Source organism: Pseudomonas simiae, assembly GCF_900111895.1.
GTDB classification, from domain to species: domain Bacteria; phylum Pseudomonadota; class Gammaproteobacteria; order Pseudomonadales; family Pseudomonadaceae; genus Aquipseudomonas; species Aquipseudomonas simiae.
The window spans coordinates 726001-750161 of record NZ_FOKB01000002.1; the positions used below are offsets into that span (position 1 = coordinate 726001).

At 61.4% G+C, this 24161-nt stretch carries 23 protein-coding genes; 14 read left to right on the plus strand and 9 right to left on the minus strand.

Annotation, left to right across the window (positions count from 1 at the left end):
- Positions 1-79 precede the first annotated feature (79 nt).
- Positions 80-2926, minus strand: coding sequence for an RNA polymerase-associated protein RapA (gene rapA, locus BMZ57_RS09310; protein WP_010212351.1), 2847 nt, complete (start codon positions 2924-2926; stop codon positions 80-82).
- Positions 2927-3145: 219 nt separating this feature from the next.
- Between rapA and BMZ57_RS09315 the strand changes: the two genes are divergently transcribed.
- A complete protein-coding gene (locus BMZ57_RS09315; protein WP_010212350.1) occupies positions 3146-3487 on the plus strand; it encodes a hypothetical protein in 342 nt (113 codons plus the stop codon).
- Here BMZ57_RS09315 and BMZ57_RS09320 read toward each other — a convergent pair.
- From BMZ57_RS09320 to BMZ57_RS09330, 3 genes are all read right to left on the minus strand, one after another.
- A complete protein-coding gene (locus BMZ57_RS09320) occupies positions 3484-4665 on the minus strand; it encodes an aminotransferase class V-fold PLP-dependent enzyme (protein ID WP_042570686.1) in 1182 nt (393 codons plus the stop codon). The two genes, BMZ57_RS09315 and BMZ57_RS09320, sit on opposite strands and share 4 nt — an antisense overlap.
- A complete protein-coding gene (locus tag BMZ57_RS09325) occupies positions 4662-5132 on the minus strand; it encodes a RidA family protein (RefSeq protein WP_010212347.1) in 471 nt (156 codons plus the stop codon). The genes BMZ57_RS09320 and BMZ57_RS09325 overlap by 4 nt, the downstream gene beginning before the upstream one ends.
- A gap of 90 nt (positions 5133-5222) precedes the next feature.
- Positions 5223-6089 (minus strand): LysR substrate-binding domain-containing protein, encoded by an 867-nt coding sequence (locus BMZ57_RS09330; RefSeq protein WP_010212345.1) that lies wholly within the window; start codon positions 6087-6089, stop codon positions 5223-5225.
- Between the two features lie 131 nt (positions 6090-6220).
- Between BMZ57_RS09330 and BMZ57_RS29490 the strand changes: the two genes are divergently transcribed.
- Both BMZ57_RS29490 and ccoM read left to right on the plus strand, forming a co-directional pair.
- Entirely contained in the window at positions 6221-6382 is a 162-nt protein-coding gene (locus BMZ57_RS29490; protein WP_010212343.1) for a hypothetical protein, read from the plus strand.
- 143 nt (positions 6383-6525) lie between these two features.
- Positions 6526-6642, plus strand: coding sequence for a cytochrome c oxidase subunit CcoM (ccoM, locus tag BMZ57_RS29985; protein ID WP_010212341.1), 117 nt, complete (start codon positions 6526-6528; stop codon positions 6640-6642).
- A gap of 169 nt (positions 6643-6811) precedes the next feature.
- Here ccoM and BMZ57_RS09340 read toward each other — a convergent pair whose 3' ends face one another.
- Both BMZ57_RS09340 and BMZ57_RS09345 read right to left on the minus strand, forming a co-directional pair.
- Positions 6812-8287, minus strand: a complete 1476-nt coding sequence (locus BMZ57_RS09340; protein WP_010212339.1) for an inorganic phosphate transporter — start codon at positions 8285-8287, stop codon at positions 6812-6814.
- 313 nt (positions 8288-8600) lie between these two features.
- Positions 8601-8801 carry a hypothetical protein gene (locus BMZ57_RS09345; RefSeq protein WP_003189295.1) on the minus strand — a complete coding sequence of 67 codons (201 nt, stop codon included), beginning with the start codon at positions 8799-8801 and terminating at the stop codon, positions 8601-8603.
- Positions 8802-9348: 547 nt separating this feature from the next.
- Here BMZ57_RS09345 and pcaR point away from each other — a divergent pair.
- The 11 genes from pcaR to pcaC all read left to right on the plus strand — a co-directional run bounded on the left by pcaR (position 9349) and on the right by pcaC (position 20043).
- Positions 9349-10191: a pca regulon transcriptional regulator PcaR gene (gene pcaR / locus BMZ57_RS09350; RefSeq protein WP_010212335.1), complete on the plus strand. Its 843-nt coding sequence runs from the start codon at positions 9349-9351 to the stop codon at positions 10189-10191.
- Between the two features lie 145 nt (positions 10192-10336).
- Entirely contained in the window at positions 10337-11677 is a 1341-nt protein-coding gene (gene pcaK, locus BMZ57_RS09355; protein WP_010212334.1) for a 4-hydroxybenzoate transporter PcaK, read from the plus strand.
- 227 nt (positions 11678-11904) lie between these two features.
- On the plus strand, positions 11905-12762 hold the full coding sequence (locus BMZ57_RS09360) for a CoA transferase subunit A (protein WP_010212331.1): 858 nt from the start codon (positions 11905-11907) through the stop codon (positions 12760-12762).
- Positions 12759-13541: a CoA-transferase subunit beta gene (locus tag BMZ57_RS09365; RefSeq protein WP_175439627.1), complete on the plus strand. Its 783-nt coding sequence runs from the start codon at positions 12759-12761 to the stop codon at positions 13539-13541. The genes BMZ57_RS09360 and BMZ57_RS09365 overlap by 4 nt, the downstream gene beginning before the upstream one ends.
- Positions 13538-14743 (plus strand): 3-oxoadipyl-CoA thiolase, encoded by a 1206-nt coding sequence (gene pcaF, locus BMZ57_RS09370; protein WP_175439626.1) that lies wholly within the window; start codon positions 13538-13540, stop codon positions 14741-14743. Before BMZ57_RS09365 ends, pcaF begins: the two co-directional genes overlap by 4 nt.
- A 17-nt stretch (positions 14744-14760) precedes the next feature.
- The gene (gene pcaH, locus BMZ57_RS09375) at positions 14761-15465 is read left to right on the plus strand and encodes a protocatechuate 3,4-dioxygenase subunit beta (protein ID WP_010212326.1); all 705 of its coding nucleotides are present in this window, start codon (positions 14761-14763) and stop codon (positions 15463-15465) included.
- A gap of 1 nt (position 15466) precedes the next feature.
- Positions 15467-16033: a protocatechuate 3,4-dioxygenase subunit alpha gene (gene pcaG / locus BMZ57_RS09380; protein WP_021492379.1), complete on the plus strand. Its 567-nt coding sequence runs from the start codon at positions 15467-15469 to the stop codon at positions 16031-16033.
- A gap of 137 nt (positions 16034-16170) precedes the next feature.
- Positions 16171-17466, plus strand: coding sequence for an MFS family transporter (locus tag BMZ57_RS09385; RefSeq protein WP_010212323.1), 1296 nt, complete (start codon positions 16171-16173; stop codon positions 17464-17466).
- Positions 17467-17476: 10 nt separating this feature from the next.
- A complete protein-coding gene (locus BMZ57_RS09390) occupies positions 17477-18832 on the plus strand; it encodes a 3-carboxy-cis,cis-muconate cycloisomerase (RefSeq protein WP_010212322.1) in 1356 nt (451 codons plus the stop codon).
- 10 nt (positions 18833-18842) lie between these two features.
- Positions 18843-19634: a 3-oxoadipate enol-lactonase gene (gene pcaD, locus BMZ57_RS09395; RefSeq protein ID WP_010212320.1), complete on the plus strand. Its 792-nt coding sequence runs from the start codon at positions 18843-18845 to the stop codon at positions 19632-19634.
- 10 nt (positions 19635-19644) lie between these two features.
- A complete protein-coding gene (pcaC, locus tag BMZ57_RS09400) occupies positions 19645-20043 on the plus strand; it encodes a 4-carboxymuconolactone decarboxylase (RefSeq protein WP_069672329.1) in 399 nt (132 codons plus the stop codon).
- Positions 20044-20176: 133 nt separating this feature from the next.
- On the opposite strand, the gene BMZ57_RS09405 is transcribed toward pcaC, so the two are convergent.
- From BMZ57_RS09405 to BMZ57_RS09415, 3 genes are all read right to left on the minus strand, one after another.
- A complete protein-coding gene (locus tag BMZ57_RS09405; protein WP_029529212.1) occupies positions 20177-21076 on the minus strand; it encodes a polysaccharide deacetylase family protein in 900 nt (299 codons plus the stop codon).
- Positions 21077-21194: 118 nt separating this feature from the next.
- Positions 21195-22697, minus strand: a complete 1503-nt coding sequence (locus BMZ57_RS09410; protein WP_083266222.1) for a M91 family zinc metallopeptidase — start codon at positions 22695-22697, stop codon at positions 21195-21197.
- A gap of 90 nt (positions 22698-22787) precedes the next feature.
- The gene (locus BMZ57_RS09415) at positions 22788-24038 is read right to left on the minus strand and encodes an OprD family porin (RefSeq protein ID WP_010212315.1); all 1251 of its coding nucleotides are present in this window, start codon (positions 24036-24038) and stop codon (positions 22788-22790) included.
- Between the last annotated feature and the right edge of the window lie 123 nt (positions 24039-24161).

A 24161-nucleotide genomic window follows, 5' to 3' on the forward strand; every position in this document is an offset into this window, starting at 1 on the left:
CCGGCACCCACAACACCGGGGCCGCGACAAACGAAAAAGGCCCGCATTGCGCGGGCCTTTTTTGTGCTTCAAACCACGATTAACCTGCTACCAGAACCCGAATCGCTTCCAGTCGCAGCGCCGCCTTATCCAGCATGGCCAGGCCTTGCTCGCGTTGGGTGCGCAGGGCCACCAGCTCGCTGTCGCGCACAGTCGGGTTGACCGCTTGCAAGGCGGTCAGGCGTGCCAGTTCTTCGTCGGTGTCCGCCGCCAGGCGACGCTTGGCCTCGGCCACGCGCTCGGCATGTTGCGGGGTGATCTTCTCTTCGCCCGCGTTGATCCGTGGCGTCAGCTGGTCGCGCTGGGCCTGGATGAACTTGTTGGCGCTGGCCCGTGGCACGCTTTCCAATTGGTCGTTGAGGGTCACGAAAGACACACGGCTCGACAGGTCGTTGCCATTGGCATCCAGCAGGCAGCGCAGGGCTGCCGGCGGCAGGTAACGGCCCAGTTGCAGCGAGCGCGGGGCAACCACTTCGCTGACGTAGAGCAGTTCCAGCAACACGGTGCCAGGCTTCAGCGCCTTGTTCTTGATCAGCGCCACGGCGGTGTTGCCCATGGAACCGGACAACACCAGGTCCATGCCGCCCTGCACCATCGGGTGTTCCCAGGTGATGAACTGCATGTCTTCGCGGGACAGCGCCTGGTTACGGTCGTAGGTGATGGTCACACCTTCGTCGTCACCCAGGGGGAAACTGGCGTCGAGCATCTTTTCGCTGGGCTTGAGGATCAGCGCGTTTTCCGAATGGTCTTCGCTGTCGATGCCGAAGGCGTCGAACAGGGTTTCCATGTAGATCGGCAGGGCGAACTGGTCGTCTTGCTCAAGGATGTCTTCCACCAGTGCATCGCCTTCACCCGCGCCGCCGGAGTTGAGTTCCAGCAGGCGGTCGCGACCGGTGTGCAGTTCTTCTTCCAGGCGCTCACGCTCGGCGCGGGCCTCGTCGATCAAGGCTTGCCACTCGCCGTCATCGGCGTTTTCCAGCAGCGGCAGCAGGCGTGGGCCGAACTGATGCTGCAAGGCGTTGCCGGTCGGGCAGGTGTTGAGGAAGGCGTTGAGCGCTTCGTGGTACCACTGGAACAGGCGCTCTTGCGGGCTGGTTTCCAGGTACGGCACGTGCAGTTCGATCACGTGTTTCTGGCCGATCCGGTCCAGTCGGCCGATGCGCTGTTCCAGCAAATCGGGGTGGGACGGCAGGTCGAACAGCACCAGGTGGTGGGAGAACTGGAAGTTACGGCCTTCACTGCCGATTTCCGAACAGATCAGCACTTGGGCGCCAAACTCTTCATCGGCGAAGTAAGCGGCGGCGCGGTCACGCTCGAGGATGTTCATGCCCTCGTGGAACACCGTGGCCGGAATGCCGGAGCGCACGCGCAGGGCGTCTTCCAGGTCCATGGCGGTTTCGGCGTGGGCGCAGATCACCAGGACCTTGGTGCGCTTGAGCATTTTCAGCTGGTCGATCAGCCACTCGACGCGCGGGTCGAAGCGCCACCAGCGGTTTTCTTCTTCGATGTCCGGCTGCGACTGGAAGCTGACTTCCGGGTACAGCTCGGCGTGTTCGCCCAGCGGCAACTCGAGGTATTCGTCCGGGTTCGGCAGCGGGTAGGCGTGCAGTTTGCGCTCTGGGAAACCTTGCACAGCGGCACGGGTGTTGCGAAACAGCACGCGGCCCGTGCCGTGGCGGTCGAGCAGCTCGCGTACCAGGCGTGCGCTGGCTTCGGTGTCGCCATCGTTGACGGCGGTCAGCAGCGCTTCACCTTCGTTGCCGAGGAAACCCTGGATGGTCTTGTGCGCGGCAGGGGAGAGACGACCTTTGTCCAGCAGCTCCTGCACGGCTTCGGCGACCGGGCGATAGTTCTCGCTCTCTGCGCGGAAGGCTTGCAGGTCGTGGAAGCGGTTCGGGTCGAGCAGGCGCAGACGCGCGAAGTGGCTGTCCTGGCCCAATTGCTCCGGGGTGGCGGTGAGCAGCAATACGCCAGGGATCACTTCGGCCAGTTGCTCGACCAGCGCGTATTCCGGGCTGACCTTGTCTTCATGCCACACCAGGTGGTGAGCTTCATCGACCACCAACAGGTCCCAACCGGCGGCGAACAGCGCGTCCTGGGCCTTTTCGTCGTCCACCAGCCATTCCAGCGCAACCAGAGCCAGTTGGGTGTCTTCGAACGGGTTGGTGGCATCGCTTTCGATAAAGCGTTCTTCGTCGAACAGCGCAACCTGCAGGTTGAAGCGGCGGCGCATTTCCACCAGCCATTGGTGCTGCAGGTTTTCCGGGACCAGGATCAGCACGCGGTTGGCGCGGCCCGACAGCAGTTGGCGATGGATCACCAGGCCGGCTTCGATGGTCTTGCCCAAGCCCACTTCGTCAGCCAGCAATACCCGTGGCGCGATACGGTCAGCGACCTCACGGGCGATGTGCAACTGGTGCGCGATCGGTTGTGCACGCACGCCACCCAAGCCCCACAACGAGGACTGCAATTGGCGGCTGGTGTGTTCCAGGGTGTGGTAGCGCAGCGAGAACCAGGCCAGCGGGTCGATCTGCCCGGCGAACAGGCGGTCGCTGGCCAGGCGGAACTGGATGAAGTTCGAGAGTTGGGTTTCCGGCAGGGTGACCTGCTCGTTCTGCCCATTGAGGCCGTGGTACACCAGCAAGCCGTCGACATCGTCGACTTCCTGAACGGTCATTTTCCAGCCTTCGAAGTGGGTGATGCTGTCACCCGGCGAAAACCTCACGCGAGTGAGGGGCGCATTCCGTAGCGCATACTGGCGAGTGTCGCCAGTGGCCGGATAGAGCACGGTCAATAAGCGGCCGTCCTGTGCCAGAACGGTGCCTAACCCCAGCTCTGCTTCGCTGTCACTAATCCAGCGTTGCCCCGGTTGATACTGCTGCGCCATGCTGCCTGACTCCCGCCGTGAAAAAGCCGACTATCTTAACGGAACAAGCCCCCACGCCCAAGGACTCTGAGAAAAACTACTCCGTTGGCGCGGCGTATCGGAAGTCGAATCGACGGGTGGCGGGCACTTGACAGTGTCGACTGGGTCACAGGTTGGCGAGCCTGCGCTCAAGTCGCCCGGCAACCCGCCGACAGCCTGTTGATCAGGAGAATAATCACTATGCTGCCACCCATGCTGCCCGTCAGCGTTGTGCCGGTCACGTCACAACTCGATCCGGTGCGACAGAAGCCGGATATCCCGCCCGTGGTGCCAGTTCAACCCGGCTCCAACGAGAGCACCATCGACCTGAAAAAAGGCGACGCCGAGACGTCGACCTTTTTGCTGCGCGAAGAACAACGCCGCCAGCAGGAACAACAGAAACGCCGGCGTGAGGCCGATGAAGACCCGGAGCAGCACCTGGCCATTCCGGGGGATGTGCTCAATGCCGACAACACCGTGCCGGTGGTGCCGCTGATCGAAGATGCCCCGCGCCAGGGCTTGTGGGTGGACGTCGAGGTTTAGTCGCACAACTCGCGCAGGGCCGCGATCAACAACTCGATATCGTGCTCGGTGTTGAGCGGGCTGACCGAGACCCGCGCCACGCTTTCCAGGCCCCGCGCCTGCATATCCAGTGGCGTGTAGGCCACGCCGTTGGCGCCGATATTGATGCGCTTCAAGCCCAGTCGCCGTTTCAGTTCGAAGGCATCCCACCCCGCCAGGTTGAAGGCGATCAAGCCTGATTGATGGGTGCCCAGGTCATGCAGGGTAATACCCGCAATCCCACGCAATGCGTCGCGGATTTGCTCGGCGGTTTGCGACACCCTTTCCCAGACGCGCTCGATGCCCAGACGATTCATCTCTTGCAATGCGTTGCCCAGGCCAGCCAGTAAGGCGAAGGAGGTCTCGCTGGTTTCGAAGCGACGGGCGTCATTGCGCAGGTCAAACCCCCGGGCCGTCCATGGCGCTGAAAATACGTCACGCTGGGCCGGGTTCAACTGTTCAAGAAAATCCGGCCGCACATACAGCAGTGCGGTGCCCCTTGGGCCGCGCAGGTGTTTGCGTCCGGCCGACTTGAGCACGTCGCACTGCAACGCCTGCACATCCACGGGCACCTGGCCGACGGCTTGGCCGGCGTCGATGAAGTAGGGGATGGCATGACGTCTCGCCACTTCACCGATGGCCTGGGCGGGGTTGATCAGGCCGCCATTGGCCGGGAGCCAAGTGAGGTCGATCAGCTTGACGTGTGTATCGATCATCGATTCCAGCGCCAGCGGGCAGACCGCGCCGCTGTCATCGCAGGGGATGGTTTCCACTCGGGCACCGGCTTGTACAGCCAGCTCCATGCTGGCCAGATTGCCACCCCATTCATGGCGGCCCACCAGAATACGATCGCCCGCCTGCCAAGGCCCCAAGGCCTGAAACGCCAGGCTCCAGGCGGTCGAGCCACTGCTGGCAAACGCGATTGATGAAGCGGGGGCGTTGAGCAGTTGCGCGGCGGCGCGACGGGCTTTTTCCACCAGCACGGCGCCATGTTCACCGGCTTCCATCGGGCCGTCCCGGGCTTCGCGTTGCAGGTGTTCGATGATCGCATCGAGGGTTGCCTGGCTGGGCAGGGAGGCGCCGGCAGGGTTGAAGTGCACGATGCCGGATTGGCAACCCGGCGTGTCATCTCGCAGGCGCTGGACTTCGAGCGGGCTCACGGGCGCAGCTCGAAAATGGCATCAACCTCCACCGCCACGCCGGCCGGCAGGCTTGAAACACCCACGGCGGTGCGCACATGTCGGCCTTTTTCGCCCAGTGCGTTGACCAGTAGATTGGACGCGCCGTTGGCGACCACGCTTTGTTGTTTGAAATCAGCGCTGCTGGCGATAAACACACCCAGGCGCACGGTGCGTACCAGGCGTGACAAGTCATCACCCAAGGCATCGCTCAATTGGCCCAGCAGGCCCAGGGCTGCCAGTTCCGCCGCGTGTGCGCCTTCTTCATCGCTGACGGACTCGCCCAAGCGGCCGACGTAGGCTGGTTTGCCATCTACCAGCGGAATCTGCCCGGAGACGAACAGCTGGTTCTGGCTGATGACATGATTGACGTAGTTGGCAATCGGCTGGCTGGGGGTGGGCAGCGTGAGGCCCAAGGCTTGCACGCGTTGGCGGATGGAGTCGCTCATGATCAATCCTCTCTGTTCAGGAGGTTTCAGCATGTGCGTTGCCTGGGTGAGCGACAAACGGATAGATCTCACGCAACGTATCGAAATAACTCACCCGTCGGCGCAGACTTCCTTCAGCCACCGGCTGAAGCACGCGGCGGCTTCGTTGGTGCTGCCCTGGGGAGCGATGAGCCAATAGCCGATGTCGCTGTGATAGGGCGGCCAGTCGAAGGCCTCCACCAGGCTGCCGTCCTGCAGCCGGCGTTCGATCAGGCGATGCCGGCCCATCGCGATACCTTGGCCAGCCACGGCGGCTTCGACCACGATGTTGTAGTCGTGCAGCATCACGCGGGGGTGGTGGGCGAGGTCGACCTGGTAGTGCGCGGACCAGTCGGTCCACTCGAACGGCCGGTGCGAAGTGGCCATTAATAGTGGGCTGTCCTGCATGGCTTTGAATGTAGGGCTGCACACCGGGGAGATGACTTCCTGCATCAGTCGCGTGGCCTGGACATCAGGCCAATCTCCCTTGCCGTATCGGATGGCGAGGTCGACCTCGGCCGCAGCGACGTTGGCCAGTTGAATAGACGGCAACAACTCAACCTGGATATGCGGGTAACGGGTTAGAAACCCGGCCAGACGCGGCGCCAGCCACAGCGTGGCAAAGGAGGCCAACAAGCCGATGCGCAAGACAGTGGCGCGGGGGGCAACCCGTTGGGTGCGAGTGGCGGCAGCGATGGCATCGAGGGCAGGGCGGATTTCGTCGTAGTACTGTTGGCCGTCGGCGGTCAGATCGATCGCGCGGGTGCGTCGGATAAACAGTGGTTTGCCCAGGTGCTGCTCAAGTTTTTGCACCTGGTGGCTGAGGGCGCTCTGGGTCACCGACAACTCGCTGGCGGCCTTGATAAAACTCAGATGCCGCGCCACGGCTTCAAAGGCACGCAGTGCCAGCAACGGCGGAAGGTCCTTGTGCAGTGCCACCTGAGGGCGTCTCCGGGTTTGGGAAAGGCCTCGATTTTGTGCGATGCCTTGCCTTTTGTCGCCCGCTGATTTGCCGTTGGCCGCTTGAGCCCGCATTATTGGGCCATTCCCTCCACGACGTAAGCCAAGCCATGAGTGAAGACGACAAGCTGATCGACCTGAATGCCGAACGTGCCAAGCGCGTGCATGACCTCAATGACAAGCGCCTGAATGAAGTGCGCCAGGCATTCGAACAGGCAATGCCGCTCAGCAAAGTGAAGAAAAAACCGAAGAACAAACCAAAAAAGCGTTGAAACAGCCTGCATCTGCTGATGCAGGTCAGTTATTGCCCTTCTTTATGCCCCGTCGCGGGCAACATTGATCCCCGTCAATTTTCCAATCCGCGTTCTCCATTAACTTAGCCCTATCGCAACAGGGCAAGCACAGGAGGCCGGTCATGTTTATCGATAATGTGGTGTTTGCCGGAGTGCTGACTGTAAGCCTCATGGTGATGTTTTTTGTAGGATTTGGAATTTTTATCTGGAAAGACGCGAACAAGCGTAAAAAACCATAGGTCTTTCCAGATTACATGAGCACGCAAGGCATTTTGGGCGACTTCGGTCGCCCTTTTTTTTGCGTTCGAATTAACGCCATTCCCTGTAGGAACCGGCTTCTACAGAAATACGAACATAAAAAAAGGTGCGATCCTCGCGGATCGCACCTTTTTTATGACAGGCAGGTTATCAACTACCCAGCGCTTTGGATGCCAACCAGAACAACCCGGCCGACAAGGCCACGGTGGCCGGAAGGGTCAGGACCCAGGCCATCAGGATGGTCTTCACCGTGCCACCTTGCAGACCGCTTTTATTCGCGACCATGGTGCCGGCCACGCCGGAAGACAGCACGTGGGTGGTGGAGACCGGCAGCGCAAAGATGTTGGCGAAGCCAATCATGGTCGCGGTGGTGATCTGCGCCGACATGCCCTGGGCATAGGTCATGCCTTGCTTGCCGATCTTCTCACCGATGGTCAGTACGACGCGCTTCCAGCCCACCATGGTGCCCAGGCCCAGGGCCAGTGCAACGGCGAGGATGACCCAGAACGGGGCGTACTCGGTGGTGGCGGTCAAGTCTTTGCGCAGCTTGTCGAGGTCGGACTTTTCACGTGCATCCAAGCCTGGCAGCTTGCCGACTTTTTTCGCGGTGTCATCCAGGCAGAGCAAATAGCGACGCACTTCAATACGCTGGTCAGAGGTCAGCGAATGATAGTCGGACACGCCTTTCAAGGTGTCGACCAGCGCGTTGATGGTGGGCTCGGTCTGTTGCGGGTTGCACTGGAACTTGCCCGGCAGATCATTTTTCACGCTTTTGCCCAGGGCCAGGAACTCACCGAGCGTGGCGTTATTGCGCTGGTAGAACTGGCTCAGATGCACGGTCGCATCGCGGGTACGTTCGATCTGGTATGTGGTGCTGCCCAGGTCGAGGACGAACTGCGCCGGTACGATACCGATCAGCACCAGCATGATCAGGCCGATGCCTTTCTGGCCGTCGTTGGAACCGTGTACGAAACTCACGGCCATGGCGGAAATCACCAGCACCAGGCGGTTCCAGAACGGCGGGTGTTTCTTGTCGTCGAGCTTGCGGCGCTGGTCCGGGGTCTTGTGCATCTTCGACAGCGGACGCCACCACTTCAGGCCGATCAGCACCAGGGCTGCGACCAGGAAGCCGGCCATTGGCGAGAACACCAGCGAGGCGCCGATATCCACGGCTTTCTGCCAGTTCACACCGTCAGCCAGGGGAATATCGTTGATCAGGGCATTGGCCAGGCCGACACCGAGGATCGAACCGATCAGGGTGTGGGAGCTGGAAGCCGGGATACCGAAGTACCAGGTGCCCAGGTTCCAGGTGATCGCCGCCGCCAATAAAGAGAAGACCATCGCCAAGCCATGGCCGGTGTTCACATTGATCAGCAACTCCACCGGCAGCAAGTGCACGATGGCGTAGGCGACGCCGACACCACCGAGCAACACGCCGAGGAAGTTGAACACCCCGGAGAAGAACACGGCCAAGTGCGGCGGCATGGCTTTGGTATAGATGACTGTGGCCACCGCGTTAGCGGTGTCATGAAAGCCATTGATGAACTCGAAGGCGAGGACAAAGGCCAGGGCGAGCAACAGGCTCACGAGAACCCAAGCATCCAGTCCGCTGAATAAATCGATCATGAAGGTTTTCTGACCCGGTCGTAAGGGGGCGCGATTATGCCAGAAAACCTCAGTAATCGATGCACTAGCTGCTCATCGGTAACAATCTTCACCGAAAAAAACACCGTGAAAGGCGTGCATCCCAGGGTTTTCGGGGCTTTGGCAAGTCTTTGATTTATAAAGCGCAGAGGCCTCAGGGCGGGGTTTTGTCACAAAAACGTCACGCCTGAAACATTTGTATGAAATTTTACCGATGGTGGTGGGATTCAAGGTTGCCGGCTGCTGGCTATGTGCCGGCAGCCGAGGCAGAACCTTGTGGCTCAGACCGGATCGCTCATGGCTCTTCGGTTTTCAGCTCTTGTTCAATCTTTTGGATTTCCTGGGCAAATGCCTGGTCGAGCAGGCTGGCTCGCTTGCGCCAGGGTTTGCGTTCAGGCTCAGGCTGGGCGGCGTAGGTGGTGACTTCCCCGCCGTAAACGTCCTTGTAACGTTGCTCCTGGCGCTCAAGTTCCGCGCGCAGTTCATCTTTCGTCACATTGCTACCTAATTGAGTTGAGTGTTAATACGTTGCAGCTTTATGCCGGCATGCGTCCTCGCGTGTTCCAAGTTGAAACGTTCAAGTTTGGAATAAGCACACGCGGCCACTTGTTTAGTGGGGGCATTCAAGGCATGTAGTTTCGACCATGCACAGCGGGTGCATCATCTGGCGTGGCCCCGACCTGATAAACAAACCAGGTGAACCTGCGCATAGCGCACATTATAGCGGCGCGTTCGAATAACACTATCAGCTTAAAGTTAAAAACCGTCAACTTTGTGTGAGCGTTTTGTTACACCGTCGCGCGGGTAACTGCGTGAATTCTGGCGTCATAAATTCTACCCAACTTAACAGGTTAATAAGCACCGTTTGCTTTTACCCAATCCTGCGGGCTGGCCTACGGCGCGAACCGGAAAATTGCGATAATCGAATGATCGTCCGATAATCGCACAATGTTGTCAGCGCTGCCTTGTGCATCCCGGCTGACGCGGCTTGTAATAGCAGCCGAACCTCCCTTGCGGTCGACAATAAGAGAAAGGATCCCGATATGAACGATCAATTGCGCAACTCTTTCGCGTCAGTAGCGCCGCCGATCGTTGCCTCTCCGGCCAAGCGTATCCAGGCATTTACCGGTGATCCGGACTTCATGACGTCCCTGGCCCGCGGCTTGGCCGTGGTGCAGGCATTCCAGGAACGCAAGCGCCACCTCACCATCGCCCAGATCAGCCACCGCACGGAAATCCCCCGCGCCGCCGTGCGACGTTGCCTGCATACCCTGATCAAGCTCGGCTACGCCACTACCGACGGGCGGACCTATTCGCTGCTGCCCAAAGTCCTGACCCTCGGCCATGCCTATTTGTCTTCCACGCCGTTGGCCGTGTCGGCCCAGCCCTATCTGGACCGCATGAGCGAGCAGCTCCACGAAGCCTGCAACATGGCCACCCTCGAAGGCGACGACATTCTGTACATTGCCCGTTCGGCCACCACCCAGCGCCTGATTTCCGTGGACCTGTCGGTGGGTGGGCGCCTGCCGGCCTATTGCACCTCCATGGGACGCATCCTGCTTGCCGCGCTGGACGACGCCTCGCTGCAGGATTACCTCGACCATGCCGACCTGCAAACCAAGACCAGCCGCACCCTGACCACACCCGCGGCGCTGTTCGAATGCCTGCAACAAGTGCGTCAGCAGGGCTGGTGCATCGTCGACCAGGAGTTGGAGCAAGGCCTGCGATCCATCGCGGTGCCGGTGTATGACGCATCGGGTCAGGTGCTGGCCGCGCTGAACGTCAGCACCCATGCCGGACGCGTCAGCCGCAGTGAGCTGGAACAGCGCTTTCTGCCGAACATGCTCAGCGCTAGCCGTGAGTTGAGCGCGCAACTGTTCGCCTAAGCTGTTCGGTCACCGCACAGATCCCGGTTTGCTCAATTGACGGTGTTTCCCCCGGCTTATTAATGTGCGGCAGCGCTGTTCAAGCGCACCAATAATAATGACGACCCCAGGTCGTCAGCCCGCCATCGGTGTGGAAATAAAAACAATGAATCAGCCTTCTGTCGGTACCCCATTAGACGTTCAGTCCTTCATCAACGCCCAGCCACTGTCACGTTATCAGTGGCGCGTGGTGATCCTGTGTTTCCTGATTGTGTTCCTCGATGGCCTCGACACCGCCGCCATGGGCTTTATCGCGCCGGCGCTGTCCCAGGACTGGGGCATCGACCGCGCCAGCCTCGGCCCGGTGATGAGTGCCGCGTTGATCGGCATGGTGTTTGGTGCCCTGGGTTCCGGACCATTGGCCGACCGCTTCGGCCGTAAAGTGGTGCTGGTGGGCGCGGTACTGGTGTTTGGCGCGTTCAGCTTGGCCTCCGCCTACAGCAGCAACGTCGATCAGTTGCTGGTGCTGCGTTTTCTCACTGGACTGGGACTGGGCGCCGGCATGCCGAATGCCACGACGCTGCTGTCCGAATACACGCCGGAACGCCACAAGTCGCTGTTGGTGACCAGTATGTTCTGCGGCTTCAACCTGGGCATGGCCGGTGGCGGGTTTATCTCGGCCAAGCTGATCCCGGCGTTTGGCTGGCATGCTTTGTTGCTGATCGGCGGCATCCTGCCATTGATCCTGGTGGTGGTGCTGATGCTGTGGCTACCGGAGTCGGCACGCTACCTGGTGGTGCGCAATCGCGGCACCGACAAGGTGCGCAAAACCCTGTCTCCCATTGATCCCGTTATCGTCGGCCAAGCCACCAGCTTCAGCGTACCCGAGCAAAAAACCGTCAAGGCGCGCAACGTGTTTGCGGTGATCTTCTCCGGCACCTACAGCGCCGGTACGTTGCTGCTGTGGCTCACCTACTTCATGGGCTTGGTGATCGTCTATCTGCTCACCAGTTGGTTGCCGACCCTGATGCGTGACAGCGGGGCCAGCCTGGAACAGGCCGCATTCATCGGCGCCTTGTTCCAGTTTGGTGGCGTGCTGAGTGCGGTGGGCGTGGGCTGGGCGATGGACAGGTTCAATCCGCACAAGGTCATCGGCAGCTTCTACCTGCTGGCCGGGGTGTTTGCCTACGCGGTAGGCCAGAGCCTGGGCAATATCACCCTACTGGCAACCCTGGTGCTGATTGCCGGGATGTGCGTCAACGGTGCCCAGTCGGCGATGCCTTCATTGGCTGCACGTTTCTATCCGACCCAGGGCCGCGCCACGGGCGTGTCGTGGATGCTTGGCATCGGTCGCTTCGGCGCGATTCTCGGCGCCTGGATGGGGGCGACCTTACTGGGCCTGGGCTGGAACTTCGAACAAGTGCTCACGGCGTTGGTGATCCCCGCTGCGTTGGCAACCGCCGCTGTCGTCATCAAAGGCATGGTCAGCCACGCCGACGCTACCTGAGGATACCGCTGCCCCTGTGGGAGCTGGCTGGCCGGCGATGCTGTCGCAGGCAAGCCAGCTCCCACATTTACCGCGTTCCTCCAGATGATTAGCCAGGCAACAATCCGTTCGATAATCGAACGCTGAGTCGATTATCGGATTGTTTGGCCCATTTCCCCGGCTTAATCTTCAAGCACTTCGGCGCCCCCTCAGCGCCTTTTTCGATCCATACCGGGAGCCCGAAACCCATGGCTGAAATCCTCGCGCTGCGTGACGCGGTGAAGCAATTTGTGAACGACGGCGACACCGTCGCACTGGAAGGCTTCACCCATCTGATCCCTACGGCAGCGGGTCATGAAATCATTCGTCAGGGCAAGAAAGACCTGACGCTGGTGCGTATGACGCCTGACCTGATCTACGACCAGTTGATCGGTGCCGGCTGCGCCCGCAAGCTGATTTTCTCCTGGGGCGGAAACCCTGGCGTGGGCTCCCTGCATCGCCTGCGGGACGCGGTCGAGAAGCAATGGCCGCAACCGCTGGAAATCGAAGAACACAGCCATGCCGACCTGGCCAATGCCTACGTCGCCGGTGCCTCGGGCCTGCCGTTCGCGGTACTGCGCGCCTACGCCGGCTCCGACTTGCCCAAGGTCAACCCGCTGATCAAGACCGTCACCTGCCCGTTCACGGGCGAAGTGCTGGCGGCGGTGCCGTCGGTGCGTCCGGATGTCACCGTAATCCACGCACAAAAGGCCGACCGCAAGGGCAATGTGTTGCTGTGGGGCATTCTCGGTGTGCAGAAAGAAGCGGCCCTGGCCGCCAAGCGCTGCATCGTCACCGTTGAAGAAATTGTCGATGACCTGAATGCGCCGATGAACAGCTGCGTGCTCCCGACCTGGGCGCTGACCGCGGTGTGCCATGTGCCGGGTGGCGCGCATCCGTCCTACGCCCATGGCTACAACGAGCGTGATAACCGCTTCTACCAGGCGTGGGACCCGATCGCCCGCGACCGTGGGACTTTCACCGCCTGGATCAACGAATACATCCACGGCACTGCCGACTTCACCGAATTCCAGGCCAAGCTGGCCACCGCGCAGGAGGCCAAATAATGGCTTACTCGACCAATGAAATGATGACCGTCGCCGCTGCGCGCCGCCTCAAGAACGGTTCCGTGTGCTTTGTCGGCATCGGCCTGCCGTCCAAGGCGGCCAACTTGGCGCGCCTGACCTCGTCGCCAGACGTGGTGTTGATCTACGAGTCTGGCCCGATTGGCGCCAAGCCGTCGGTACTGCCACTGTCCATCGGTGATGGCGAGCTGGCGGAAACCGCCGACACCGTCGTACCGACCGGTGAGATCTTTCGCTATTGGCTGCAAGGCGGGCGCATCGACGTGGGCTTTCTCGGCGCGGCCCAGGTCGATCGTTTCGGCAACATCAACACTACCGTGGTCGGTGACTACCATCAGCCTAAAGTACGCCTGCCGGGTGCCGGTGGCGCGCCGGAAATCGCCGGTTCGGCCAAGAGCGTGCTGATCATCCTCAAGCAGTCGGCGCGTTCGTTTGTCGACAAGCTCGACTTCATCACCTCGGTCGGCCATGGCGAAGGCGGCGATTCGCGCAAACGCCTGGGTCTGCCAGGGGCGGGGCCTGTAGGGATTATTACCGACCTGTGCATCATGGAGCCGGAAGCGGGCACCCATGAGTTCGTGGTCACCGCGTTGCACCCTGGCGTGACCCGTGAGCAAGTGGTGGCCGCCACCGGTTGGGCGATTCGTTTTGCCGACCAGGTCGACACCACCGCCGAACCGACAGACGTAGAGCTGACCGCCCTGCGTGACCTTGAAGCACGCACCGCGGCCGCCCATGGCCAAGCGCCGGGAGAAGCCTGATGCGCGATGTATTTATCTGTGATGCCATCCGCACTCCCATCGGTCGTTTCGGCGGTGGCCTGTCCACCGTGCGTGCCGATGACCTGGCAGCGTTGCCGATCAAGGCGCTGATTGAGCGCAATCCTTCGGTGGATTGGACGGCAGTCGACGAGGTTTTCCTCGGCTGCGCCAACCAGGCCGGTGAAGACAACCGCAACGTGGCGCGCATGGCGCTGTTGCTGGCGGGCCTGCCGGAAAGCATTCCCGGCGTGACCCTCAACCGCTTGTGCGCCTCGGGCATGGACGCGATCGGTACCGCCTTCCGCGCCATCGCCAGCGGCGAAATGGAGCTGGCGATTGCCGGTGGCGTCGAGTCGATGTCCCGCGCGCCGTTCGTGATGGGCAAGGCCGACGCAGCGTTTTCGCGCACTATGAAGCTGGAGGACACCACCATCGGCTGGCGTTTTATCAACCCGTTGATGAAGGCGCAGTACGGCGTGGATGCCATGCCGCAGACCGCCGATAATGTCGCCGACGATTACCACGTGTCCCGCGCCGACCAGGACGCCTTTGCCCTGCGCAGCCAGCAACGCACCGCAGCGGCCCAGGCCGCTGGCTTTTTCGCCGAAGAAATTGTGCCGGTACGGGTCGCCCATAAAAAAGGCGAAACCGTCGTCGAACAGGATGAACACCCGCGCGCGGACACCACCCTGGAAGCCCTGACCAAGCTCAAACCGGTCAATGGCCCCGACAAGACCGTCACCGCCGGCAATGCCTCGGGCGTGAACGACGGTGCGGCGGCGCTGATCCTGGCCTCCGCCGAAGCCGTCAAGAAACACGGCCTGACCGCCCGCGCCCGTGTATTGGGCATGGCCAGCGCCGGTGTTGCACCGCGAGTGATGGGCATCGGCCCGGTGCCGGCCGTGCGCAAGCTGGTCGAGCGCCTCGGCCTGGCGGTCACCGATTTTGACGTCATCGAACTCAACGAAGCCTTCGCCAGCCAAGGCCTGGCCGTGCTGCGTGAACTGGGCATCGCTGACGACGCACCCCAGGTCAACCCGAACGGCGGCGCCATCGCCCTTGGCCACCCGCTGGGCATGAGCGGCGCGCGTCTGGTGCTGACAGCCCTGCACCAACTCGAAAAAACCGGCGGCAGCAAAGGCCTGGCGACCATGTGCGTGGGCGTCGGCCAAGGCTTGGCCCTGGCGATTGAACGCATCTAATAAGAGAGGACTGCACCATGAGTGACAAGCCTGGATACCGGCGCCCGCAAGCGGGCACTCAACCTGATTACCTGCACCCGGCCTACCAGTCGACGAACCTGCGTTCGCCGTCCCAGCCGTTGGTGTTCCTGCCCCATTCCTTGTCGGAAATCACCGGCCCTACCATCGGCGCCGAGCGTGTCAACGCCAAGGACAACGACCTCACTGCCCAGCATGACGGCGAGCCCCAAGGCGAACGCATCATCATTCATGGCCGCGTACTGGACGAGAACGGTTTGCCGGTGCCGGGCATTCTGGTGGAAATCTGGCAGGCCAACGCTGCCGGCCGCTACAACCACAAGCGCGACCTGCACGACGCGCCGCTGGACCCGAACTTCACCGGCACCGGTCGCACCGTCACCGACGCCGATGGCTGGTACCAGTTCCAGACCATCAAGCCCGGCGCCTACCCGTGGGGAAACCACCACAACGCGTGGCGCCCGGCGCATATCCACTTTTCGCTGTTCGGCCCGAGTGTGCTGACGCGACTGGTCACACAGATGTACTTCCCCGGCGACCCGCTGCTGGAATACGACCCGATCTACAACTGCGTGCCGGACACCTCGGCCAAGGAACGCTTGATCGCCCGTTTCGACCTGGAAAAAACCATTCCTTCCTATGCCCTCGGCTACCGCTGGGACATCGTCCTGCGCGGCCGCGACGCCACGCCGATGGAGAAATGAGATGACACTCAACGCGACCACGTCCCACACCGTCGGGCCGTACTACCACATCGGCCTGACCTGGCTGAACCGCGAAGACCTGACCGTGAGCGCCACCCTCGGCGAACGCGTGGCGATCAGCGGGCAAGTGGTGGATGGCAACGGCGATGTCGTCAATGACGCCATGCTCGAAGTCTGGCAGGCCAATGCCGCCGGCAAATATGACCATCCGGAAGACGAGCAGGACAAAGCCGTCGATCCGAACTTCGAAGGTTTCGGCCGGGTGCCGGTGGACGCCGAAGGGCGGTTTCGCTTTACCACCATCAAGCCGGGTGCCGTGCCGGGCTTGAAGGGCACTACCCAGGCGCCGCACCTAGTAGTGCTGGTGTTTGCCCGGGGTTTGGTGAAACACCTGCTGACGCGGATTTATTTCGAGGGCGAGGCGCTGAACGGTGATGACCCGTTGCTGGCATGTGTGCCAGCCGAGCGTCGCAGTACCTTGATTGCCCAGCAGGATGCGGCGGGGGTGTATCAGTGGAATGTGATTTTGCAGGGGACAGAGAAGGAAACGGTGTTCTTCGATTATTGAGTTGACCTTAGGGCCCTATCGGAGGAAAGCCCACCGATAGGGCTCTACCAGGCAACACATATCCAAAAGTCCGCTTGCATGACATGGTTGTTGCAAAGTATGTCTAGGCTATAACCGTTCCCACTGAGTGAAAAAACATGACAACAACAACGAGCCACTACACCGGAGAAGAACGCAGCAAACGGATTTTTGCGATCGTAGGGGCATCCTCCGGCAACCTCGTCGAATGGTTCGACTTCTACGTCTATGCCTTCTGCGCCATTTATTTTGCGCCGGCGTTCTTCCCGTCGGACGACCCCACGGTCCAACTGCTCAACACCGCCGGCGTGTTCGCCGCCGGCTTCCTGATGCGCCCGATCGGCGGCTGGCTGTTTGGCCGGGTGGCCGACAAGCACGGGCGCAAGAACTCGATGATGATCTCGGTGCTGATGATGTGCGCCGGTTCCCTGGTGATCGCCTTCCTGCCCACCTACAAAGACATCGGCGCCTGGGCCCCGGCGTTGCTGTTGGTGGCGCGGCTGTTCCAGGGCTTGTCGGTGGGTGGCGAATACGGCACCACCGCGACCTACATGAGTGAAGTCGCACTCAAGGGCCAGCGCGGCTTCTTCGCCTCGTTCCAGTACGTAACCCTGATCGGCGGGCAACTGCTGGCGGTTTTGGTGGTGGTGATCTTGCAACAGATCCTTACCGAAGAAGAATTGCGCGCCTGGGGCTGGCGGATTCCGTTCGTGATCGGCGCCATTGCGGCGGTGATCTCCCTGCTGCTGCGTCGCACCCTCAAGGAAACCACCAGCAAGGAAACCCGCCAGGACAAGGACGCCGGCAGCGTGGCTGCGTTGTTCCGCAACCACAAGGCGGCGTTTATCACCGTGCTCGGCTACACCGCCGGCGGCTCGCTGATTTTCTACACCTTTACCACGTACATGCAGAAATACCTGGTGAACACGGCCGGCATGCACGCCAAGACCGCCAGCTACATCATGACCGGCGCGCTCTTTGTGTACATGTGCATGCAGCCGCTGTTCGGCATGCTCTCGGACAAGATCGGCCGTCGTAACTCGATGCTCTGGTTCGGCGCCCTCGGCACCCTGTGCACGGTGCCGATTCTGCTGACCTTGAAAACCGTCACCAACCCATTCCTGGCCTTTGTGTTGATCTCCCTGGCCCTGGCCATTGTGAGTTTCTACACCTCCATCAGCGGCTTGGTGAAAGCGGAAATGTTCCCGCCTCACGTGCGTGCCCTGGGGGTAGGCCTGGCCTACGCGGTGGCCAACGCGATCTTCGGTGGTTCGGCGGAATACGTGGCCCTGGGCCTCAAATCCATGGGCATGGAAAACACCTTCTACTGGTACGTCACCGGCATGATGGCGGTGGCCTTCCTGTTCAGCTTGCGTCTGCCGAAACAGGCGGAGTACTTGCACCACGATCTATAAGGGACGCGTTATGACTTTGCGCACGAGCAATCAATTGTTCGACGCTTACTTCACGGCGGGCAGCATGGCCGAGGTGTTCTGCGACCAGGGACGCTTGCAGGGCATGCTGGATGTTGAAGCGGGCTTGGCCCGGGCCCAGGCCCAGGTCGGGGTGATTCCCCAGGCCGCCGTCGCACCGATCGCCCAGGCGTGCCTGGCCTCGTTGTATGACGTGGATGCCCTCGGCGCGGCGATTGCCACGGCGGGTAATTCGGCGATTCCGCTGGTGAAGGCGCTGGGTAAGTTGATTGCCAGTGAAGATGCCGGGGCTGAGCGCTACGTGCATCTGGGGGCGACCAGCCAGGATGTGATGGACACCGGCCTGGTGCTGCAACTGCGGCGGGCGGTGGAGTTGATCGAGGCGGATTTGGTGCGCCTGGGGGATAGGCTTGCCGCCCAGGCCCAGCGATATGCCGACGTGCCTTTGGCCGGGCGTACCTGGTTGCAGCATGCAACGCCGGTCACCCTGGGGATGAAAATCGCCGGTTGGCTGGGCGCGGTTACCCGCAACCGCCAGCGCCTGACGGCGCTGAAACCGCGCTTGCTGGTGCTGCAATTCGGCGGCGCATCCGGAACCCTGGCAGCGCTTGGTGAGCAGGCCATGCCGGTGGCCGAAGCGCTGGCGGCTGAGTTGCAACTGAGCTTGCCCGAGCAACCCTGGCACACCCAACGGGATCGCTTGGTAGAGTTCGCCAGCGTGCTCGGCCTGATCGCCGGCAGCCTGGGCAAATTGGGCCGTGATATCAGTTTGTTGATGCAGACCGAAGCTGCCGAGGTGTTCGAGCCGTCGGCTCCGGGCAAGGGCGGCTCGTCCACCATGCCGCACAAGCGCAACCCGGTGGGTGCGGCCGTGCTGATCAGCGCCGCTACCCGAGTGCCGGGCCTGGTCTCGACGATGTTCAGCGCCATGCCCCAAGAGCACGAACGCAGCCTGGGCCTGTGGCATGCGGAATGGGAAACCCTGCCGGAGATCTGCCGTTTGGTGTCCGGCGCTTTACATCAGGCGTTGCTGGTGAGCGAAGGCCTGGAAGTCGATCCGCAGCGCATGGCGCAAAACCTCGACCTGACCCACGGCCTGGTACTGGCCGAGGCCGTCAGCATCGTGCTTGCCCAGCGCCTCGGTCGCGAAACCGCCCACCATCTGCTGGAGCAGTGCTGCAAGCGTGCCGTCGCAGAGGGGCGGCACCTGCGTGCGGTCCTGGCGGACGAGCCGCAAGTCACCGCCGAACTGTCCGCGATTGAGCTGGACCGTTTGCTTGATCCTGCCCACTACCTGGGCCAGGCCCACACCTGGGTCACCCGCGCCGTAGCCGAACACTTTGCTTGAGGAGACCACCGTGGCATTTGTACAACTCGCCGAGGGCGAACTGCATTACCAATTGGACGGGCCTGAGGGTGCGCCAGTACTGGTGCTCTCCAACTCGCTGGGCACCGACCTGCACATGTGGGACCTCCAGATCCCGGCCTTCACCCAGCATTTTCGCGTGCTGCGTTTCGATACCCGTGGCCATGGCAAATCCCTGGTTACCCCAGGCCCCTACAGCATTGAGCAACTCGGTCAGGATGTGATCGCGCTGCTGGATGCACTGGATATCCAACGCGCGCATTTTTGCGGGCTGTCCATGGGCGGCCTGATTGGCCAATGGCTTGGTATCAATGCCGGGCAGCGTTTGCAGCGCCTGGTGGTGTGCAACACCGCCGCCAAGATCGGCACGCCCGAGGTGTGGAACCCGCGCATTGAAATGGTGCTGCGTGATGGCGCAGCGGCGATGGTAGCGCTGCGCGATGCATCGATTGCACGCTGGTTCACCGCAGACTTTGCGGCCGCCAACCCGTACCAGGCCAAGCAGATTACCGACATGCTGGCGGCCACTTCGCCCGAAGGTTATGCCGCCAATTGTGCAGCGGTACGTGACGCGGATTTCCGCGAGCAACTGGCTTCGATCACAGTACCGACCCTGGTCATTGCCGGCACTGAAGATGCCGTCACACCGCCTGCGGGCAGCCACTTTATCCAGAACCATGTACAGGGCGCAGAGTACGCCGAGTTCTATGCGGCGCACTTGTCCAATGTGCAGGCCGGTGCGGCATTCAGCGACTGCGTCATTGAATTCTTGTTGGGCCACTGAGGAGCTTTTCGTGGACGAGAAACAACGTTATGCCGAGGGCCTGCAGGTGCGCCGCGAAGTGCTGGGCGACGCCCATGTCGACCGCAGCCTCAATGCCCTGACCGAATTCAACAGCGAGTTCCAGGAAATGATTACCCGCCATGCCTGGGGTGACATCTGGACCCGTCCCGGTCTGCCCCGGCACACCCGTAGCCTGATCACCATCGCGATGCTGATCGGCATGAACCGCGGTGAAGAACTCAAGCTGCACCTGCGCGCCGCCGCGAGCAATGGCGTCACCCGCGCCGAGATCAAGGAAGTGCTGATGCAGAGCGCGATCTACTGCGGGATCCCGGCAGCGAATGCGACGTTTCACCTGGCGGAATCGGTGTGGGATGAGCTGGGCGTCGAGTCGCGCCAGGCTGACTGAGTTGAAATACGGTCAAAACGTGGGAGCGGACTTGCTCGCGAAAGCGGTGGTTCAGTTAATACCTGTGCTGACTGACACATCGCATTCGCGAGCAAGCCTGCTCCCACCGCTAGTCTTTACCGGGTTTTAAACATCAGTGGGAGTCGGCGTCCCACACCCAATTCCACACGCCAGGCAGATGCACCTCTTCACTCACATCCTTGACCGTACGCGCCAGCGCCGCGCGCTGAAGCTGGGCCGTGTCGGTGTAGAAGGGCTCCGCGGACGTCTTCAGGCCGTTGATCCGGGCGCTGTCCAGCAGGATCTGCAGGTACTCCTGCATATGCCGCGCGGTGTAGCGGTTGATGTCGTGGAAGGTCACCACCACCGGTATCACACCGTCCACCGTCGGCAACTCACCCAACGCAATGCGCTCGCGCACTACCGACAACTGTCGATACAGATTGGCGCGCCTGCGCGGGCTGCCGTTGAAGCCCCAGATCTTGCCGTCATTGGCACTTAAATCCGTGAGCAGCACGTGCATGCCATGGCGCTGATAGGCGGCGAAGGTGCGGCGGTCGTAATTCCAGAACGGCGGGCGCACCAGCACCGGCAGGCTGCCGGTGATCGCGGCGATATCGGCCGCGCCTCGGGTGAGGGTGCTTTCCAGTTCCGCGTCGTTCAGCCAGCGGTGGTTGGTGTGAAACCCGGTGGCGGTGTGGAAGGCCAGGATGTGACCGGCCGCATACTCGCGCTCCATGGTCTTGCGACCCCGTGAGCTGCCGCCGGAGCGAGCCGCTTCGGTCTGCAGGAAGAACACCGCCTTGATCTGCGGCAGCACCGGGTTCTGCGCCAGGTCGGCTATCACCGACCGGCTCGGGTTGTTGTAGCCCGACGCACTCGGGCCGTCATCGAAGGTCAGCAGGAAGCGGATCGGCGCCTGGGTTTGCAGGCGCTGTTCGGTCTCTGGCGTCAGGGCGATGGGCGAGCCAATGCAACCGCTGAGGCTCAAGGCCAGGGTCAGCACGGCGGATGCGATGGCGAAGGATTTCATGGTGTGCGCGGGCTCGAATGGAAGGCCGCTGCGGGGTGGATCAGCAGCGGCAGGCGCGCACCATACAGCAAGATGGGCGGTGGGAGGTTACAGGCTGACAAACGAGCATCGCTAGGGGTCAGCCCACGTATTGTGTGCGCAGTGGCTTGCCCATCTCTTCAAGCAAGGCGTTTTCAGTGAAGGGTTTGGGGTTGGGGACGGTCGCGGGTGTGGTGGGCAGCCCTACGGCCTGACGTTCGCTGTTGGGGACATCGTGTTGCTCGCCCTCGAATGTTTCAGTGGTCGAGCCCGATAAAGCCGTGCCGTTACCAGCGTTATAGGCATGAACCATTTCGTGATAGAGCGTCGTGATCGGTGAGTACGTGCTGGCACCCAGTACGTTCAGGGCGGAACGGTTGTAGATGATTTCAGCCCGGTCAGCCCGAGACCCCGGCACACCGTCGACCATAAACCCCCACTTGGGGTCGTCCCCCACCACGGGGGGCCGTTCGTATTGCAGCAATGCCTTAAGTTCCTGACTGCCATAAACGTAGCCGCTACCCACGTCGACCCGATCCTCCATAAGCATCACCGGTGCGCCGTTACGTAGGGCGATCGCATTCATCTCGGCCAGCATCTGTTTGCCCTGGGGAGAACTGCGCAGCAAGGCCAGATCGTCTTCGACCCTTTGAATAAAATCGGCAGAGCCCTTGATGCGAAAACCTACAAGCGACGACTGGTCGGTTGTGACGGTGGTCAACACCGAGCCGTTGAGGCGCTTGATCGTATCGCCCGCTTGAGCGTAGATCCGGTCGCCAGGGCGATTGGCAATCACCTTGTCGCAGCCACTGCCGGTGTAGAACGTGCTGCGATCGTGGCCGATCAAGCGATCGTCACCGGGCCCTCCATGCAACACGGTATGACCGTTGCCCGCGTACAGTAAATCCTTACCGTTACCGCCATCCAGGTAGCTGGTTTTGCTTTTTGCACCCGCACCGGCGTAGAGGCGGTCATTGCCGTTGTTGCCGTACATCACGTTGTCGCCCGTACCGCCGATGAGTGTGTCGTCACCGTCGTTACCTTCGGCATAGCCAAGGCCGCTACCCAGGCGCAGCACATCGTCGCCTTTACCACCGAACAGGCGGGTGTAGCCCGCGCCGGCCTGCACACGGTCATTGCCGTCGCCAGCCTCCACGATGACGGGCTGCGTCACGTTGGCGTCGATGCGGATGTTGTCGTTACCGCCGTGGGTCTTGAGATGAAAGGTGAGTGCTTTACCGTCTTTATCCTGACTGTCAAAACGATATAACTGGCCGTTGACCCGAACATCCAGTTGGCCGGAGTACGTCTGGCTGATATGGACCTGGTCGGCCTTGTCGCCGGTTTCAAGGATCAGACTGTTGTTCAGGCTGAAGGAGTTGTCTTGCTCCCACACCGACTGGCCGCTGGCTTTTAAATTGTCGTCATCCAGAAAGGGGTGTCGGTGAGCTTGGACCGGGTTGTCGGGCGTGAGTACCGGGCGGGGGCGTAATACAAGGCCATAGTGGCTATTGTTGAAGGCTGTAGGGCGCGCAGTCGTCGAACTGTGCGCCCCGGCAGGCAGGTTGGGTTGAGCGTGTGCAATACGGTTTGAAACGTCCATGTGTAATCCCTATAGGGGGCCTGGTATTGACCCTGTCTCCTGGAATTGTCCTGACGCTTCAGATGGTTCCTCCAGAAATGTAATTCGGTCTTACAGCAGGCTGATCGGGTAACTGACGATCAACCGGTTTTCATCGAACTCATTGTTGCTGTAGTCACGGCGCATGCTGGAATTACGCAGGCGCACCGTCAGGTTTTTCAGGCTGCCACTTTGCACGGTGTAGCCCAGTTCGCTTTCGCGGCCCCATTCCTTGCCGTCGGTGACGGTGCCGGTGTGCACGTTGCTGCCGCTGATGTAGCGGTTCATCAGGGTCAGGCCCGGCACACCGAGGGCGGCGAAGTTGTAGTCGTGGCGTACTTGCCAGGATTTCTCCTGGGCGTTGTCGTAGCTGGCGTTGTAGCTGTCGTTGGCCAGGGTGCCGCCGCTGGTTCCGTTAACGCGCATCCAGGCGCTGTTGCCGGTGAGTTTCTGCAGGCCGAGGTAGAAGGTGTTGCCGCCGTACTTGGCGGAGAACAGGCCCGACCAGGTCTTGTTGTCCAGCTCGCCGGCGCGGGCGCTGCCGTCGTCCTTGCCGTAGAAAAAACCGAGGTTGGCGCCCAGGGTCCAGTTGCCCAGCGGTTGGCTGTGGATCAGGTTGATGAACTGCTGGCTGTAGATGTCTTTGAGTTGGGCATTCCACAGGCCGATCTGGGTGCGCTTGTCGTTGAACGCGTACTCGGCGCCCTGGAAGTTGAAGCGGTCGGAGGTGAACGCGGTTTTACCGAACATCGACAGGTCGTTCATGCTGCTGTCGTCCCGCGGGCTGTTGGCACGAAACTGGCCGCCGTAGAGGGTCAGGCCATCGATTTCTTTGGAAGTGATCTGGCCGCCGCGCAGGGTTTGCGGCAGGGAGCGGCCGTCGTCTGAGCGCAGGATCGGCAGCACCGGCATCCACTCGCCGACCTTCACTTCCGTCTTGGAAATGCGCGCCTTGAACGCCACGCCCAGGCGCCCGAATTCATCCGCAGGGCGGCCATCATGATCCAACGGCAGCAGTTGGGTACCCCCGGTGCCGCGTCCGCCATCGAGCTTCAACGAATACAACCCCAACACATCCACGCCGAAACCTACAGTGCCCTGGGTAAAGCCGGACTTGGCGTCGAGGATGAAGCTCTGGGTCCACTCCTGCGCACCCCCCTGGGCCTTGGTGGGGTTGGTGTAATTGCGGTTGAAGAAGAAATTGCGCAGGTTGAGGTTGGCGCTGGCGTCTTCGAGAAAACCGTGTTCTTCGGCGACGACGGGCAGGGCGAGACTGGCGACAGCGGTTGCCAGCAGCAGCCGGCGCGGGTGGAAAGTGCTCATGGCGAAAGGACCTGTTGTTATTGGGTTTATGCAGGTGGCGGCCATGGTGCGGGGCGGTGCGGGGGCGAGGAAAGTGGGGAAGGGCGGGTTGTGGGCGATGATCGAACGCAAGTTATCAGGGCA